This is a genomic window from Flavobacterium sp. YJ01, from assembly GCF_029320955.1.
GTDB lineage: Bacteria > Bacteroidota > Bacteroidia > Flavobacteriales > Flavobacteriaceae > Flavobacterium.
The window spans coordinates 3,086,844-3,104,253 of sequence record NZ_CP119757.1 but is presented as its reverse complement, the minus strand read 5'-3'; the positions used below and the strand labels follow the sequence as shown (position 1 = coordinate 3,104,253).

The window sequence follows — 17,410 nt, the reverse complement described above, 5'->3', positions numbered from 1 at the left end:
AAATTTGACATAAATAAGTTGCACTTTATCAAACCAATAAAGCGAAAAAGACAAAAGCTTACTGAGCTTTTATCATTGTATCGATATTTTATAAAGAGATTTTAATACTTCAAAAGTAAAAAAATAAAAAAAGCCAGACAAATATGTCTGGCTTTTTACTTATTCTGAAATTGTCTTAGTCAACTAATACAATTATCTTATTGTCTTTCATCTCGATTGTTCCTGACTTAATCTCTAAAGTATAAGTTTGGTCATTTACTTTCGTGAATTTATCTGCAGCCTCTTTAGAAAAATTGAAGCTAGGAGCTGCAATTTTAATTGTTCCTTTTTCTAAAATAGAAACAATTGGCGCGTGATGATTTAAAATCTGAAAGCTTCCATCAACTCCTGGCAAAGTAACTGAAGTTACTTCTCCTGAAAATAATTTAGCTTCTGGTGATACTATTTCTAAAATCATATTTTTTTTAGTTAATAGTTGATGGTTGATGGTTGATGGTTGCTTTCTAACAACTGACAACTAACAACTAACAACCAATATTATTATGCTTCAGCTAACATTTTTTCTCCAGCTTCGATTGCATCTTGAATAGAACCTTTCAAGTTGAAAGCTGCTTCTGGAAGGTGATCTAGCTCACCATCGATAATCATGTTAAATCCTTTGATAGTATCTTTAATATCAACCAATACTCCTGGGATACCTGTAAATTGCTCTGCTACGTGGAATGGCTGAGACAAGAAACGTTGTACACGACGTGCTCTAGATACAGAAAGTTTATCTTCTTCAGATAACTCTTCCATACCAAGAATCGCGATGATATCTTGAAGTTGTTTGTATTTTTGAAGAATTTCTTTTACTCTTTGTGCACAGTTGTAGTGCTCATCTCCTAAGATATGTGGAGTTAAAATTCTTGAAGTAGAATCTAATGGATCAACCGCAGGATAGATACCTAACTCAGCAATTTTACGAGACAATACAGTTGTTGCATCTAAGTGCGCGAAAGTTGTAGCTGGCGCCGGGTCAGTTAAGTCATCCGCAGGAACGTAAACCGCTTGTACAGATGTAATAGATCCTTTATTTGTAGATGTAATACGCTCTTGCATCGCACCCATCTCAGTTGCCAATGTTGGTTGGTAACCTACCGCAGATGGCATACGTCCTAAAAGTGCTGATACCTCAGAACCTGCTTGTGTAAAACGGAAGATATTATCAACGAAGAATAATACGTCTTTTCCTTGATCTGATCCAGCTCCATCACGGAAATACTCAGCGATAGATAATCCTGAAAGTGCCACACGTGCACGAGCTCCAGGTGGCTCATTCATTTGTCCGAAAACGAAAGTAGCTTTAGACTCTCTCATTCCTGGCATATCTACTTTAGATAAATCCCATCCTCCATTTTCCATAGAGTGCATGAAATCATCACCGTATTTAATAATTCCTGACTCTAACATCTCACGAAGTAAGTCATTTCCTTCACGTGTTCTTTCTCCTACTCCTGCGAATACTGAAAGTCCACCGTGACCTTTTGCGATATTGTTGATCAACTCCTGAATCAATACTGTTTTACCTACTCCAGCACCACCAAACAATCCAATTTTACCTCCTTTTGCGTAAGGCTCGATCAAATCGATTACTTTAATACCTGTAAATAAAACTTCAGATGAAGTTGATAAATCTTCGAATTTTGGAGCTTGTCTGTGAATTGGCAAACCGTTTTCTCCAGTTTTTGGCAAATCACCTAAACCGTCAATGGCATCTCCAACAACATTAAATAAACGTCCATATACGTCTGGACCGATTGGCATTTGGATTGGATTTCCAGTTCCAACTACTTCATATCCTCTGCTTAAACCATCTGTTGAATCCATAGAAATGGTACGAACAGTGTTTTCACCAATATGAGATTGTACTTCTAGAACTAAGATTGTTCCATCTTTTTTTGTGATTTCTAGTGAATCATAAATTTTTGGAAGTTCAACATCTTTACCGTTGAAAACTACGTCTACTACTGGTCCAATGATTTGAGCAACTTTTCCTATTACTTTTGACATTACTTATGTATTTATTAAATAGCTATTTAGGTTTATCGAAAATACCTCTTTTTTCAGAGCGCAAAGATAATTTTTTAAAATATAAAATCAATTTTTTTTTCATAAAAAATAGCACGATTTTGTTTGATTCATAAAACTTGGCAAAAAAACAACCAAAACATTCATTTTTTAGTTAAAAGAAAAAGCCGCTCCATTCTAAAAATGAGCGGCTTTCTTTATAGTGTTTTTCAAAACATTATGGAAGTGTCTGCGGATACTGAATTGGATAAAGAGCCAAATCAACATGTCGTAAAGTTGAGCTGTATTTCGCATTTATGGCATCAATAAAAATATTAGCAATTAAGCCATACCCTCTTGCACTTGGATGAACTCCATCTAAAGAAAATGCTCCTCCTGTTGCAAAAGAAGAACTCATTGTAAAGTTCCCAAATCGGATTCCGCCACTTGCTAATTGCGTTAAAGTTGCTTTTGTATCAACAAAAGCCAATCCTTTTTCTGTAGCTACAGCTTGAATTGTTGCGTTATAAGCATCCGTAGCTTTTTTAATTTCTGCTATTTCAGTAGGAATCAACACGTGTTTATCTTGTAAAGGATAAGAAATTCCGAATGCGTTTAACGGAGCTGGCGGCGCAATTCCAATTCCAGAATTTGCTGCTGTTGGCGCAGCACCGATATCTGCTCTCGCCGTTAACACCACTAAATCTGTTGCTTTACTTTGTCTTGCCTGTCCGAAAACAGCACCGTAGAAAGCTGCAGTCTGCGCACCTAATGTAGGCGTAAATGCAGCAGTTAATTGAGCAGATAAGTTAGTTAAACTTTCATCTTTTATTAACAACGGACTTGCACCAGTTTCAGAAAGCAAATTAATTCTATCTCCTGCATTAAATGCTGTTAATGCTTGTTTTAACGGACCATACAATTGTGCATTTAGCGCTTTTATTGTAGCTACACCAACCGCTTCATTATTTTTTCCGATTACTTTAGCACTTAGCGGATTATAAGGAACAGTTGTAAAATGAGGCAAAGCTGTAATGTAAGGCAAATTTGCCACAACTCCTTTAGCCCCTTTAGCTGTTAAAGCTGTAACTAAATTAGTGTATACACTAGCAAAAACGGTCGGATCTGTAATATCATTTCCTCCATAAGTTGCTGGGTTTGCATTTCCTGTTTGATCTTTTCCTGTTCCTCCAGAAGTTGCGTACGCCAAAACATCATTTCCTCCTATAAATAAAGAGAAAAAAGTTGGGTTCTGAACAACGGCATCAGCAATAACAGTTGCAGAAGGCGTACTTGAAAATCTTGCAAAGTAAGGATTAGCTGCTCCAGTTGCCACACCTGCTACATTTCCGTAATTTGCAGCTAATAAATGATAACTTTTTGCTCCAGGAACTCCTAAATTATTAAATGTTCCCGAAAGATGTGCCGTAACTTCGGTAGTTGGATTTCCAACAACATTAGTTGGCGTCTGAGTTTGCCCAACAAAATATAAACGCGTGCCGGCAATTACATTTCCACCTAAAAGCAATCCGCCAATATTATCATTCATAAGCGGTTGTGTAAAAGCTCCACCACCAGCAGCAGCAAATTGCTGAGATAATATATTTGGATACGAGTTTTCTTGTCCTTTTTTAAACAAAGCGTTATCACTGTAACCTGCCGCAAAAGAATCTCCAAGTGCAATATATTTTGTAAAATCCGCCGTACCAGGAACTACTGGAACTTCAACTGGCGTATCATTATCATCACTATTACATGAGGCCATAATAGCTAAAGAAGCCAAAAACAACCATTTTATATTTTTTTTCATCTTACTACTTTTTTAAAATTATTACCACTTTCATCTGTCAATCAATTATCATTATGGATTAATTGTCCAAGAAGCAAACCACATTTGACCAATCATACCTGCTCCGATAACTTGAAGATAATCTGAACCAAAAAGGTTAGTAGCTCCTACTTTAATAACCGATTTCCATTTTGGAAGCGCATAATTTATCTGAGCATCAAGAACAGTGTTTTCTGGAATCATACCATCTCCAAAAGAAGATTCCCATAAATATTCTGAATTCCATCTAACATTTACATTAAAACCTAAGTTTTTAATCACTTTTGCATTTCCTAAAGAAGCTTTGATTCTATGTTTTGGAGTATTGAAACCAGCCACAAAATCTGGATCGTCTGATTGATCAAAATTAAATTGTGCGTAGTTATAGTTCACACCTACTTCAAAATCTTTATATACTTTTTTAGAAAGTCCAGCTCCAAAACCAAAAGAAGAAATTTGAGCGGTAGTATTAGTATACACTTGATACACTCTTCGGTCTCCAAATGCAAGAGCTTGATAAGATTCTGGCGTACCAACTGTTCCATAATAAGGAGAAATAACTCTCGCTGTATTCATGAAATCATTATAAATATTATAATAAGCATTCAAATCAACAGATAAGTCATTTTGAACTACAGTACGATATCCTGCCTCAAAAGCCTGAACTTGCTCTGGTTTTACCAATCCGATATTAGCTACTTGAAGATCAGCTGGATTTGCAGAAGCTGCGAAAGCTTGAACAGAAGCTACCGTGTAAGCATTACGATAAGCATTTTGTCCTGACATATTAACTGTTGCAGGCTGCCCTAAAGCCTGTCCAGCCGCACTAACATTTACCGTTTCTTGAAAACGATCTAAATTCTCAGGAGCTGATCCGATTAATGCAAAAGGCCCTAAATCTAAACCAATATATTGATCCTGTGTAGTTGGATTACGGAAACCTGTTTGATAAGATAATCTGAAATTGTGGTTTTTAGCAGCACCTGCAGAGTACACAAAAGAAACTCTAGGCGAAACGTTTCCATCAAAATTCTGGCTTTTATCGTAACGTAAAGATCCCGTAAACTTCAATCTGTCATCTAAGAATTTTTTCTGAAGCTGCGCATAAGCACCATATTCTTTATATTCGATAGGACCATCATAATCTGTAAAGATTGTTCCTTGAGAATCCATTACATATTTTCTCCAAGAACCTCCAACTTGAACTTCTGCCCATTTTATAATATCTCTAAAATTATAGTTCACATCTGAATGGTATAATTTAGAATGATCAATAAATTTAGCACCTTGAGTCAAATCTGGATTTGCAGTAACGTTTGCTAACGCTTGATTAAACTGCGGACTTCCTGGCTCAAATCTTGGAGATCCCGTTGGCTGAGGAATAAATGATATCTGAGCTGGCAACACATTATAATCTGCAAAGTTTCTTGCAATTGCAGCAGACTCATTAGCATTTGTTCCCATAACCGCACCTGCATACTGATAAGCTGTTGCGTAGTTTGTAAACCACTCTACATCAGATTTTGCCGCTCTGTTTACGTTCCATGCTGCAAATCTCATATCGTAAGAGTTTCCTGCATCTTCACTTGTAAAATAAACTCTTCCGAAAAAGTTTTTCCCTTTTACTTCAAATTTACCTTGTTGCATTAAGAAATCTTTTAAAGCATATCTATTTGCTCCTTGATAAATAGTGCTTCCCGTACCAATTTTATATTGTAAAATAAATTCTGTATCGTCTGCCCAAGGTTTAATATGCGCGCTGAAATCCGCTTTCATACTCTGAACCTTATTATCTGTCAAATCTTGTTCACGATAACCCGTTCTACTAACCTGCCCTACGTTCGGAATAAAAGTAGTAACCTCGTCACCGTAAATATTTAATCCGTCATAATTTTGATTCACTGCATGACTATCTCCTCCAGCTGTCATACTTCTTTTGTCATTTGCAATCCATTCGCTAGCTTCCATATAAGTGAAATTGGCTTTCATTGCAAAATGTTTAGTAAAAGCTTTTGCTGCTCTAATCCCAAAATCATTATAATCATTTGTTCCTGCAGCATTTTGACTAGTTTGTCCGTATTTGTAGTAAACACTAATTCCCTCATTTGTAAATGGACTTTTACTAGTCATAAACATGATTCCGTTGAAAGCATTTGCTCCGTAAAGAGCTGAAGATGCTCCTGGAAGCAACTCTACACTAGCAACATCAATATCTGAAACACCAATAAGATTTCCTAAAACAAAGTTCAAAGCTGGGGATGAATTATCCATTCCGTCTACTAATTGCATGAAACGAGTGTTGGCAACAGTAGCAAAACCTCTTGTATTTATAGATTTGAAAGAAATACTGCTTGTATTAAAATCTACTTCTTTCAAATTTTCTAAACCATCATAAAAAGTAGCCGCTGTAGTATTTTTAATTTCCTGAAGTCCCATACGCTCAATAGTTACTGGCGACTCAATAACTCTTTCAGGTGTTCTCGAAGCAGAAACTACAATTTCATCCAATTTAGTTTCTTCATCTTTTAAAACTACATTCAACTTTTGATTTGCGGTAGTAACATTAATTGTTTTCGATTCAAAACCAATAGCAGAAACCTTTACAGAAAAAGGCAGTTTGGTATTGGTTGTCAGCTTAAACGATCCGTCAAAATCTGTAGACGCACCGGTATTTTCGCCAACAATAACAACATTAGCACCTGGAATAGATTGTTTGTTACCATCTGTAACCGAACCTGTTATTGTATTCTGCGCAAAAGATATTCCGCTGAAGAACAACAACATAATTAGCAAGTAGACTCTCATTTGGGTTTAGTTTTTTCGTTAGTATATAGCCAAAATACATAAATATTTTAATATGCATAAAAAAACGTTAAATAAAATTCATATTTAGCATCATTTTTTACAATATTTTAACTATTTCTTAATTCAATTTATTAAACTAAAATCAAAGAAAACAAGAAGAAAAACCAATATACTATGCATACATATAAATTTTCACTAAAAAATTGAAAATTTCACAAAAATACATATGCTGAAAAAAATTTTTGACAATAAAAAAAAGCGAGACTTAAATCTCGCTTTTTTAACATATCTATATTTTAAAATAGAATCTATTCTACTGTAACTGATTTTGCCAAGTTACGAGGCTGGTCCACATTACAACCTCTCATAACTGCAATATAGTAAGAAAGTAATTGTAAAGGAATTGTTGTAACCAACGGAGACAACGCATCTGAAGTTTCAGGGATTTCAATTACATAATCCGCCAATTCGCGAACTTGAATATCTCCTTTTGTAACTACAGCAATAATTTTACCGCTTCTTGATTTAATTTCCTGAATATTACTTACAATTTTATCGTAATGACCTTGTTTTGGAGCAATAACAATAACTGGCATATGCTCATCAATTAAAGCAATAGGACCGTGTTTCATCTCAGCCGCTGGATAACCTTCTGCGTGAATGTATGAGATTTCTTTTAATTTCAAAGCTCCTTCTAAAGCAACAGGAAAATTATATCCTCTACCTAAATAAAGACAGTTTGCTGAATCTTTAAAAGCCGCAGCAATTTCTTTTGCTTTATCATTCGTTTCCAATGCTTCTGCTACTTTCTCAGGAATAATTTCTAATTCTTGAAGATAAGTATGGAAATCTGTATTTGATAACGTTCCTTTAGCTTTTCCTAATTTTAACGCAATCATTGTTAAAACTGTAATCTGAGTTGTAAAAGCTTTTGTAGAAGCCACTCCAATTTCTGGTCCAGCGTGCGTGTAAGCACCTGCATGACTTTCTCTTGAAATAGACGAACCAACCACATTACAAACACCAAATACAAAGGCACCGTTTTCTTTTGCTAATTTAATAGCTGCCATTGTATCAGCAGTTTCTCCAGATTGAGAAATAGCAATTACAACGTCATCTTTATTGATAATTGGGTTTCTGTATCTGAATTCTGAAGCATATTCTACTTCAACTGGAATACGTGTAAATTCTTCAAAAATGTATTCTGCTACCAAACCTGCGTGCCAAGAAGTACCGCAAGCTACAATTAGAATACGTTTTGCGTTTAAGAATTTCTCTAAATTATCTTCAACACCAGCCATTTGAACAATTCCTTCATTAGCATGAAGTCTTCCTCTGTATGTATCTTTAATAACACTTGGCTGTTCGTAGATTTCTTTTAGCATGAAATGATCATAACCACCTTTTTCAATCTGCTCCAAATTCATTTGAAGTTCTTGAATATAAGGATCTACCAAAGAGTCATCTTTAATTTTTCTAATTTTGATTGCTTTATGCAGTCTAATATTAGCCATTTCACCATCTTCTAAATAAACTGCATTAGAAGTATATTCAATAAATGGTGATGCATCAGAAGCAACAAAATACTCTCCCTCTCCAACTCCAATTGCTAATGGACTACCTAATCTTGCAGCAACAAGTTCGTTTGGATTTTTTTTATCGAAAACAGCAATTGCATAAGCTCCAACCACTTGGTTAAGTGCAATCTGAACAGCTTTTCCTAATTTAATATTTTCTTTCTTTTGAACTTCTTCTATTAAATTAACTAAAACTTCTGTATCTGTATCAGATTTAAAGGTATAGCCTCTTTTTACAAGTTCTTCTTTTAGCGGAGCGTAATTTTCTATAATTCCGTTGTGAATAATTACTAAATCTCCAGAATTTGAAACATGAGGATGAGAATTGACATCATTAGGCACACCATGCGTTGCCCAACGCGTATGTCCAATTCCAATTTTTCCATTTACTGTAAAACCTTCATTGGCTTTAGCTTCAAGATCCGAAACTTTACCTTTTGTTTTACAAACTTTTACGCCAGACTCTTCGTCATATAACATAACGCCGGCACTATCATATCCTCTGTACTCAAGACGCTTTAGTCCCTTAATTACGATAGGATAAGCGTCTCTATGACCGATGTATCCAACAATTCCACACATATATATTTATTAATTTGGTTTCGTGTAGTAGACTTCAAGTTTCAATTTTTTATCGCCTGCAGAAGATTTTCCGCCGTATAAAATTGTCCCTAAAGTACTCATAATAGATCCTCTCGGTAATTGAGAAAAATATTTTACCGGATTATCTTGAATCTGAACCTTATCCTTCAGCACATTTGACGTAACTGCAGCGGCTCCATTTGACTGTGAAACAACAAGTCCTAAATTAACATTTGTAGCCGTAGCATTTTTAATAAGATTACGGATATGGCTTGTAATTCTAAACTTATAAGTAGTTCCTCTTTTATCTGTTCCTTTAGTAATCACACCTCCATAAGCAGCACCAGCTTCTGTTGAATAATCTGCTAAAACTGTATTATTGTCTAAATCGTACAAATACAATCTTAATGGCTCATCTGCACCGGTCATTTTTTCGGCATCAATATAAAAGACAAGATTTGCTTCATTCACTTTCCAATTGGTTTTTCTAATTGTTTCCAATTGTGCTTCAAATCCAGTAAGACGAATTACCGCCATCGAACCTTGACCTCCTTTTAGATAAAGTCTTTCGTCTCCTTCTGTTTTATTTACTGTAGTCAAAGCTGTTTGATAATCTGACTTCCAAACATTTTGTAGAAAATTAGCCGTACTAGCAGGACTAGAAGTACTACCAGTAGTAAGATTTAAAACAATCTGTTTTTTTTCCGTTAAATTAGGATCATCTGTTGTAGAAGCTGTTTTTGCTCTATAATTAATTGTGATTTTCCCCTCGGCAAAATTTAAAAGTGCCATATTACTAGCATTTCCTCCTGATTTTGCCACATTAAAGTACAATCCTCTAAAATATTCTTGAAAAACATCATCAGAAGCTAATTTTGAAGCGGGTGCATTTAAGATTTTCTGTTGAAAAAATTCTTTATTAAGATGCAAAACCATCTGAGGTGCAGTTCTTGTAACAGTCTCTTTTTTTGGATCTGTAGCATCTACAGTCTTTGTTACAATTTCTTTAGGATCAAAAAAGAATGCTGTATTTTCTTCTGACTTTTCGGTAATAGTATCATTTAAAATACCACCTAGTTTTTTAGTTTCAAATTCATTATTTTGATCTGTATAATAAAATTGAGTCAATTGAGAACCTCCATTAAAATAACTGTTTCTCATCTGAATACCAGATTCATAAATCTTTAAATCTAGTTTTCCATTTTTATCACCGTAAATAGAATCTAATACATAAGTACTAGCACCATTCGGATCGGTTGTTTTACTTTTAACAAAATAAGGAATTGTAAGAACTGCATTTTCAATAACTGGTGATTCACCAATTGTTGGCGCATAAGATTGCATTACTAATTGCGTAACAAAATTTGCTGTTGTAGTTCCAAAAACAGGGTTATCATAAATACCCAACGCATTTGTAGGCAAAAAATTTGACTGAACAGGCGTTACTTCCTGATTAAAAGCTAAAACCTCATATGTTTCTGGCTCAAGTCCAAAATGATCATCTCCAATTAAACCATCACCAATTGCATTAAAATCTTTATCGCAAGAATATAAAAAAACCACAGTTAAAGCTAAAAGAAATTTCTTAATAAAAGAAGTATTAATCATTGTTTTATAATAAGTTAAAATTTTAAAGTCCAAATGTTCTATAGAAATTTGTATAAGCGTCAGCAAATGCATCTTTCGTGGCGAAAGGTAAAAAAGGTTTTCCTGAAGATTCTATAAATTTTGTTAAACTTGGAGAAACATTTTCAGATGCAATGATTACTCCATCAGAATGTAAAATACTAGCTTTTAAAACATTCTCGTAATTTGGAACTTCTAAATCTGAAACAGCTTCATGAGGAACACCGTCAAATTTAACTTTATTAATCATTTCTAAATCTAAATTTTCATCAAAAGACTGTCCGTAAACAGAAGTGATAATTTTAGTTTCAGAAAACAATGCTTCATGTTTATAATAATGTTTCATATAAATTGGAAGCATAGCCGCCAACCATCCATGAACATGAATAATATCCGGAACCCAGTTGAGTTTTTTTACTGTTTCTACGACACCTTTAGCAAAGAAAATTGCTCTTTCATCATTATCAGGATACAAAACACCTTCTTCATCTGCAAAAGTTGCTTTGCGTTTAAAGTATTCATCATTATCAATAAAGTAAACCTGAATTCTTTCCTTCGGAATCGATGCTACTTTAATAATCAAAGGCATATCTAAGTCGTTCACTACCAAATTCATTCCAGAAAGTCTAATCACTTCATGCAATTGATGTCTTCTTTCATTGATATTTCCATATCTTGGCATGAAAATTCTTATCTGACCGCCTTGATCATTAATCATTTTCGGAACGTCATAAGACATTAAAGAAACCTCATTTTCAGCCAAATAAGGCACGACTTCAGATGATACATACAATATCCTCTTATCTTTCATAATAGTATTTTACTTAATTTTGGTAATAAAAACGTCGCAAAATTACAAAATTTTATGCAGTTTATAACTAATATATTATGTTTGCACTAAATTTTAATAATACCTCAATGCATATTTTCTACAGTAAAGCAGCGTTGATAGCCTATCTTAAAACTATCAAAACCGCAAATTCAACTATCGGATTTGTGCCTACAATGGGCGCTTTACACCAAGGACATTTGGCTTTAATGCAACGATCGTTAAAAGAAAACGATGATACTGTTGTAAGCATTTTTGTCAATCCAACTCAATTTAATAATCCCGAAGATTTAGCAAAATACCCAAGAACTCTTGAAGAAGATGTTAAGAAAATGCGTACATTAAGTGATAAAATTATTTTATACGCACCTTCGGTTGAAGATATTTATGAAGGAAATACCATTTCTCAGGATTTTGATTTTGACGGATTAGAAAATCAGATGGAAGGAAAATTCAGGCCGGGACATTTTAACGGAGTTGGAACGATCGTGAAACGTCTATTCGAAATTGCAACTCCAACTAATGCTTATTTTGGAGAAAAAGATTTTCAGCAACTTCAAATTGTTAAAAAACTAGTCGAAAAAACCGATTTACCAGTAAATATTGTTGGATGTCCGATTTTTAGAGAAGAAAATCAGCTGGCAATGAGTTCGCGCAACGAACGATTAACGCCAGAAGAAAGAAAAGACGCTTCTATAATTTATAAAACCCTGATAGAAGCAAAAGAGATTTTTCAGAAAGGTTCTCCGCAAGAAACAATCGAATTTGTGGAAAATTCTTTCAAAGATAACAAAGAATTCGAACTCGAATATTTTGTTATTGCTGACGAATCGACACTTTTACCTATCAATCAGAAAGAGAACGACAAAAACTATCGTGCATTTATAGCAGTATTTGTTAATTCTATAAGACTGATAGACACCATTTCATTAAATTAATCTAACTTTGCAGCATGCAAATTCAAGTTATAAAATCAAAAATTCATCGCGTTAAAGTAACGGGTGCCGATTTAAATTATATTGGCAGCATTACTATTGATGAAACTCTACTAGAAGCTTCAAATATTATTGAAGGCGAAAAGGTATCTATTGTTAACATTAATAATGGCGAGCGTTTTGAAACTTACGCTATTAAAGGTGAAAAAAATTCGGGCGAAATTACTTTGAATGGTCCTGCAGCTAGAAAAGTACAGAAAGATGATATTATCATTATCATTTCTTACGCTACTTTGGATTTTGAAGAAGCTAAAACCTTCAAGCCATGGATTATTTTCCCTAATGAAAATGACAATTCTTTAACCTAAGATTTTCTTTTCCTTATCGAATTCCCTTATTTTGTCAAAAGTCAATTTTGAACAAAAAAATCTTCTTTTGCCTAATTTGAAAAGATTTTAGGCCCCAAAACTTTGCTTCAATTTTAAAAAATCAACTTCATAAAGAAGCAAATAAAATAGTATATTGCTACACTATTTTCAATACTTTTTAATTCACTGAAATCCCTCAAATCATGAAAAAAGTTTACCTACTAATTCTTTTTATTTCATTTTCGTCGATTGCGCAAAAAACGTTCGACAACATTAAATCGGAAAAACTAGGAGAAGAACGAAGAATAACAATCGGACTTCCTGCTTCTTATGAAGCTAACAAAGACAAAAAATATCCTGTTCTATATTTATTAGATGGAGATTATTTATTTGATCCATTTTCTGGAGCTGTAAGTTATGGTAATTATTGGGATGATATTCCAGAGATGATCATTATCGGAATTCACCAAAATAAAGATGGAGAACGTTTTGACGACACAACAATCGATCAAAATACTGGACTTCCTTTTGAGAAAGGCGCTAAATTTTTCGAATTTATCGGAGCAGAATTAATTCCATACATCGAAAAAAAATACAGAACTTCTCCGTTCAGAATTATTGCAGGACATGATTTAACAGCAGGTTTTGCTAATTTTTACTTGTATAAAGAAACTTCAATTTTTAATGCTTATATCTGTTTAAGCCCAGAATTAGCAAACAAAATGGAAGTTCGAATTCCAGAAAAGTTTGCAAAAGTAAAAGAGCCTATTTTCTTTTACTTATCGGCTGCTGATGGAGATATCAAAAAAATTAAAGAACCGATAGATAAATTGAACAGCAATATTAAAATCGCGAATAATCCGTTAGTAAATTATAAATACGAAGTTTTTAAAGGAACAACACATTATACAGAAGTATTGCATTCTATTCCGAGTGCGCTTTATCAGATTTTTGAAGTTTACAGACCAATAAATTCTGCAGAATATAATGATAAAATTGCCGTTCTTCAATCTGGATATGCAGAATATTTGGAGAATAAATACAATGCAATGTCACAAGTTCTAGGAGTTCAAATTCCTGTTAGAATGAGTGATTTTAAAGTAATTGAAAATATTATTTTAAGAAACAACGCTTATAGCGAATTAGGAAAAATGGCTGAAATAGGAAATGTAAATTATCCAAAAGCCATGTTGGGAGAATATGAATTAGGTTTAATGTACGAAAAGCAAGGCGATCCGAAACATGCTTCAAAGAAATATCAAAACGCTTCGCAAATGGAACCGATTGGCGATTTGAACAAAGATATGATGTATGAGAAGATTGACGAAATGAATACGCTTGCGAAAAAAAAATAAATAATGTCAAAAGTTAAAACTTCCTTTTTTTGTCAGAACTGCGGAACCCAATATGCCAAATGGCAAGGGCAATGCAATGCCTGCAAAGAATGGAATACGATTGCCGAAGAAATCATTCAAAAACAGGATAAAGTAGCTTGGAAAAGCGAATCTGCTCCAAGTGGAAAAGCGCCAAGACCTTTAAAAATTAACGAAATTGATTCTGCTCAGGAAGTTCGAATGGACACAACCGACAGCGAATTGAATCGTGTTTTAGGAGGCGGACTTGTTCCTGGATCTTTAACGCTTTTGGGTGGAGAACCCGGTATCGGAAAAAGTACACTTTTGCTGCAAGTTTCTTTAAAATTACCATACAAAACCTTGTATGTTTCTGGAGAAGAAAGTCAGAAACAAATTAAAATGCGTGCGGAAAGAATTACGCCAAACAGCGAAAACTGTTATATTCTAACCGAAACCAAAACGCAAAATATCTTTAAACAAATTGAGACCATTCAGCCTGAAGTTGTTATTATTGACTCGATTCAGACTTTGCATACCGATTATATTGAATCGACAGCGGGAAGTATTTCTCAAATTCGAGAAACCACAGCAGAATTGATCAAATTTGCCAAAGAAAGTAATATCCCAGTTATTTTAATCGGGCATATTACGAAAGATGGAAATATCGCAGGTCCAAAAATTTTGGAACACATGGTTGATACCGTTTTGCAATTTGAAGGCGATCGAAACCATGTTTATCGCATTTTGCGTTCCTTAAAAAACCGTTTCGGTTCGACTGCTGAATTGGGAATTTACGAAATGCTCGGAAGCGGTTTGCGTGAAGTAAATAATCCTTCTGAAATTCTAATTTCACACAAAGACGAAGAACTTTCTGGAACAGCAATTGCCACAACACTTGAAGGGATGCGTCCGCTGATGATTGAAATCCAATCTTTGGTAAGCACCGCAGTTTACGGAACTCCACAAAGAAGCACAACAGGTTACAACGCAAAAAGACTAAACATGATTTTGGCTGTTTTAGAAAAAAGAGCTGGTTTCCGTTTAGGCGCAAAAGATGTTTTTCTGAATGTTACTGGCGGAATTTCTGTTGATGATCCAGCAATTGACTTGGCCGTTGTTGCAGCCATTTTATCATCAAACGAAGATATTCCTGTTGGAAAAGGTTTCTGTTTTGCTGGCGAAGTCGGACTTTCTGGAGAAATTCGTCCTGTTAATCGTGTAGATCAGCGTATTCAAGAAGCCGAAAAATTAGGTTTTGATACTATCTTTGTTTCCAAATACAACAAAATTGCTTTAAAAAATACAGGAATCAAAATCGAATTGGTTGCTAAAATTGAAGATGTTGCCAGCATTCTTTTTGGTTGATTTTCTGATAAAAATACCACTATGAATTTTCCAAAACAAAAAATATACAAAGCACTAAAGATATTAGGAATAATATTGTTTTTGCTTTGCATTGCGCTTTACTACTTTCGTGATTCGCTTTTAAAACAGGCAATTGCAAAAGTAACTCACAAAATGGCAGTCGAATACAACAGTAATTTTTCTGTCAAATCGGCTTCATTTGACGGTTTATCCACCATACATTTGACCGATGTTGTTTTGGCGCCAATAAACGCTGACACACTTTGTAAAATCAAAAACGTAGAAACCAGTATAAGTTTAAGCAATTTATTAATTGGAGATGTTCAGATTGGGACTTTAAAAATTGATAACGGTTATATTCAATTAGTCAAAAAAGGCAAAAAACGAAATTTTGATGCCTTTCTAAAAAGAAATCGTGAAGAAACAGATTCGAATGAAAAGCGCAAATATGCTTCATTTGCTTACCGAATTATTTCTAAAGTACTGAATCTGGTTCCAACCGATATGGATTTGAAAAACTTTAAATTCAAAATCGATGACAACGGGAAACTAACTTCTATCGACGTAAACAAACTAGTTTTAAACAACAAACAATTAGAAACCAATCTTCATGTTCAGGCAAAAGATTTTGATCAGCGCTGGAACATTAAAGGTTTTGCAGATCCGAGAAATCAAAAAGCAGATATTCGCTTTTTCAATTTAGATACTGGTGCTATTCGCGTTCCTTATCTGGATCAGCGTTATAACTTAAAAGCAAGTTTTGATTCTATTCGTTTAAATGTTCAAAACATTGATAAAAGCGGCAGCGAATTGCATATCGATGGTTTTACTTCTATTGCTAATCTTACAATCAATCATCCAAAAATTGCCAGCAAAGATGTTGTTATAAAAAATGCCCGTTTTGATTACCGTTTTTTACTGGGAGACAATTTTATTTCGATCGACAGCACTTCAACAATGCAATTGAACAAAATTAAAGTGCGCCCTTACGTTTCTTACGATACCGAAAAAGATACTGTCTATACTTTAAAAGTTGATATTCCTAAAATGAAAGCGCAGGATTTTATCGTTTCGCTTCCTAATGGATTATTTACGCATTTTCAAGGCATGCAGGCAACTGGAAATTTTGATTATAAATTGAATTTCAAATTCAATAAAAACAAACCCAACACGCTTGTTTTTGATAGTAAATTAAACAAAGAAGATTTAAAAATCACCAAATATGGCGAAGCCGATTTAAATAAATTAAACGGCGAATTTGTTTATCGCGCCATTATTCAAAATATTTTGCAACGTCCAGTTTTAGTTGGAAATGCGAATCCAAATTATACGCCTTTAGACCAGATTTCTCCTTATTTAAGAAAATGTGTTTTAACGACAGAAGATCCTTCATTCTTTTCACATCGCGGATTTATAAATGAAGCTTTCAAACAATCGATTCTGAAAAACATTCGAACCAAGAAATTCTCTCGCGGCGCAAGTACAATTAGCATGCAGTTGATTAAGAATGTCTTTTTAACACGTGAAAAAACGCTTTCGCGAAAGCTTGAAGAAATTCTATTGGTTTATATTTTAGAAAACAATCGAATTGTAAGCAAAGAAAGAATGCTGGAAGTTTATTTCAACATTATTGAATGGGGACCAAATGTCTACGGAATTGGAGAAGCGAGTCATTTTTATTTCCAAAAAAGCCCAGCCGATTTAAATGTAGACGAATGTTTGTATTTGGCAACTATTATTCCGAAGCCAAGAAAATTCATGTATCAGTTTAATGATCAAGGTAATTTGAAAGATTATGCTCTTAAAAACCAGAAATTCTTAAAGAATTTAATGTTTAGAAGAGGTCTTTTGGTACCTGAAGATACAATTGGAATATTGCCAGTTTATATTTCTGGAAATGCTCGTTCTCTAATAAGAATTAAAGTTCCAGATTCTACAGCAATCAAAAAAGATTCTTTGGCTGTTGATGATGAGTTTGATTTGTAATTGAGAGACGTTTAACCGCAAGGTTCGCTAAGATTTACGCAAAGCACGCAAAGATTTTTTAACTTTTAAAAGGAAAATCTTTGCGTGCTTTTCTATTATTTTATT

General features: G+C 34.1%; 12 protein-coding genes. 5 read left to right on the top strand and 7 right to left on the bottom strand.

Annotated features, from left to right (window positions below; translation table 11 throughout):
* Positions 1-175: 175 nt before the first annotated feature.
* From P0R33_RS13620 to P0R33_RS13590, 7 genes are all read right to left on the bottom strand, one after another.
* Positions 176-457, bottom strand: coding sequence for a F0F1 ATP synthase subunit epsilon (locus tag P0R33_RS13620; RefSeq protein WP_276171732.1), 282 nt, complete (start codon positions 455-457; stop codon positions 176-178).
* Between the two features lie 83 nt (positions 458-540).
* Positions 541-2,052 (bottom strand): F0F1 ATP synthase subunit beta, encoded by a 1,512-nt coding sequence (gene atpD / locus P0R33_RS13615; RefSeq protein ID WP_057115305.1) that lies wholly within the window; start codon positions 2,050-2,052, stop codon positions 541-543.
* Between the two features lie 235 nt (positions 2,053-2,287).
* A complete protein-coding gene (locus P0R33_RS13610) occupies positions 2,288-3,859 on the bottom strand; it encodes a G-D-S-L family lipolytic protein (protein ID WP_276171731.1) in 1,572 nt (523 codons plus the stop codon).
* A 51-nt stretch (positions 3,860-3,910) separates the two neighbouring features.
* On the bottom strand, positions 3,911-6,682 hold the full coding sequence (locus P0R33_RS13605) for a TonB-dependent receptor (RefSeq protein ID WP_276171730.1): 2,772 nt from the start codon (positions 6,680-6,682) through the stop codon (positions 3,911-3,913).
* A 308-nt stretch (positions 6,683-6,990) separates the two neighbouring features.
* A complete protein-coding gene (gene glmS / locus P0R33_RS13600; protein ID WP_276171729.1) occupies positions 6,991-8,841 on the bottom strand; it encodes a glutamine--fructose-6-phosphate transaminase (isomerizing) in 1,851 nt (616 codons plus the stop codon).
* 9 nt (positions 8,842-8,850) lie between these two features.
* On the bottom strand, positions 8,851-10,449 hold the full coding sequence (locus P0R33_RS13595; protein WP_276171728.1) for a DUF4270 domain-containing protein: 1,599 nt from the start codon (positions 10,447-10,449) through the stop codon (positions 8,851-8,853).
* A 22-nt stretch (positions 10,450-10,471) separates the two neighbouring features.
* Positions 10,472-11,278 carry a glycogen/starch synthase gene (locus P0R33_RS13590; protein ID WP_134138658.1) on the bottom strand — a complete coding sequence of 269 codons (807 nt, stop codon included), beginning with the start codon at positions 11,276-11,278 and terminating at the stop codon, positions 10,472-10,474.
* A 77-nt stretch (positions 11,279-11,355) separates the two neighbouring features.
* Between P0R33_RS13590 and panC the strand changes: the two genes are divergently transcribed.
* The 5 genes from panC to P0R33_RS13565 all read left to right on the top strand — a co-directional run bounded on the left by panC (position 11,356) and on the right by P0R33_RS13565 (position 17,305).
* Complete coding sequence (gene panC, locus P0R33_RS13585; protein WP_276171727.1) at positions 11,356-12,234, top strand: pantoate--beta-alanine ligase; 879 nt, start codon at positions 11,356-11,358, stop codon at positions 12,232-12,234.
* Positions 12,235-12,248: 14 nt separating this feature from the next.
* Positions 12,249-12,599: an aspartate 1-decarboxylase gene (panD, locus tag P0R33_RS13580; protein WP_008465481.1), complete on the top strand. Its 351-nt coding sequence runs from the start codon at positions 12,249-12,251 to the stop codon at positions 12,597-12,599.
* Between the two features lie 203 nt (positions 12,600-12,802).
* Positions 12,803-13,954 (top strand): alpha/beta hydrolase-fold protein, encoded by a 1,152-nt coding sequence (locus P0R33_RS13575; RefSeq protein WP_276171726.1) that lies wholly within the window; start codon positions 12,803-12,805, stop codon positions 13,952-13,954.
* A gap of 3 nt (positions 13,955-13,957) precedes the next feature.
* Positions 13,958-15,319, top strand: coding sequence for a DNA repair protein RadA (gene radA / locus P0R33_RS13570; protein ID WP_276171725.1), 1,362 nt, complete (start codon positions 13,958-13,960; stop codon positions 15,317-15,319).
* Between the two features lie 21 nt (positions 15,320-15,340).
* A complete protein-coding gene (locus P0R33_RS13565) occupies positions 15,341-17,305 on the top strand; it encodes a transglycosylase domain-containing protein (protein WP_276171724.1) in 1,965 nt (654 codons plus the stop codon).
* Positions 17,306-17,410: the final 105 nt, after the last annotated feature.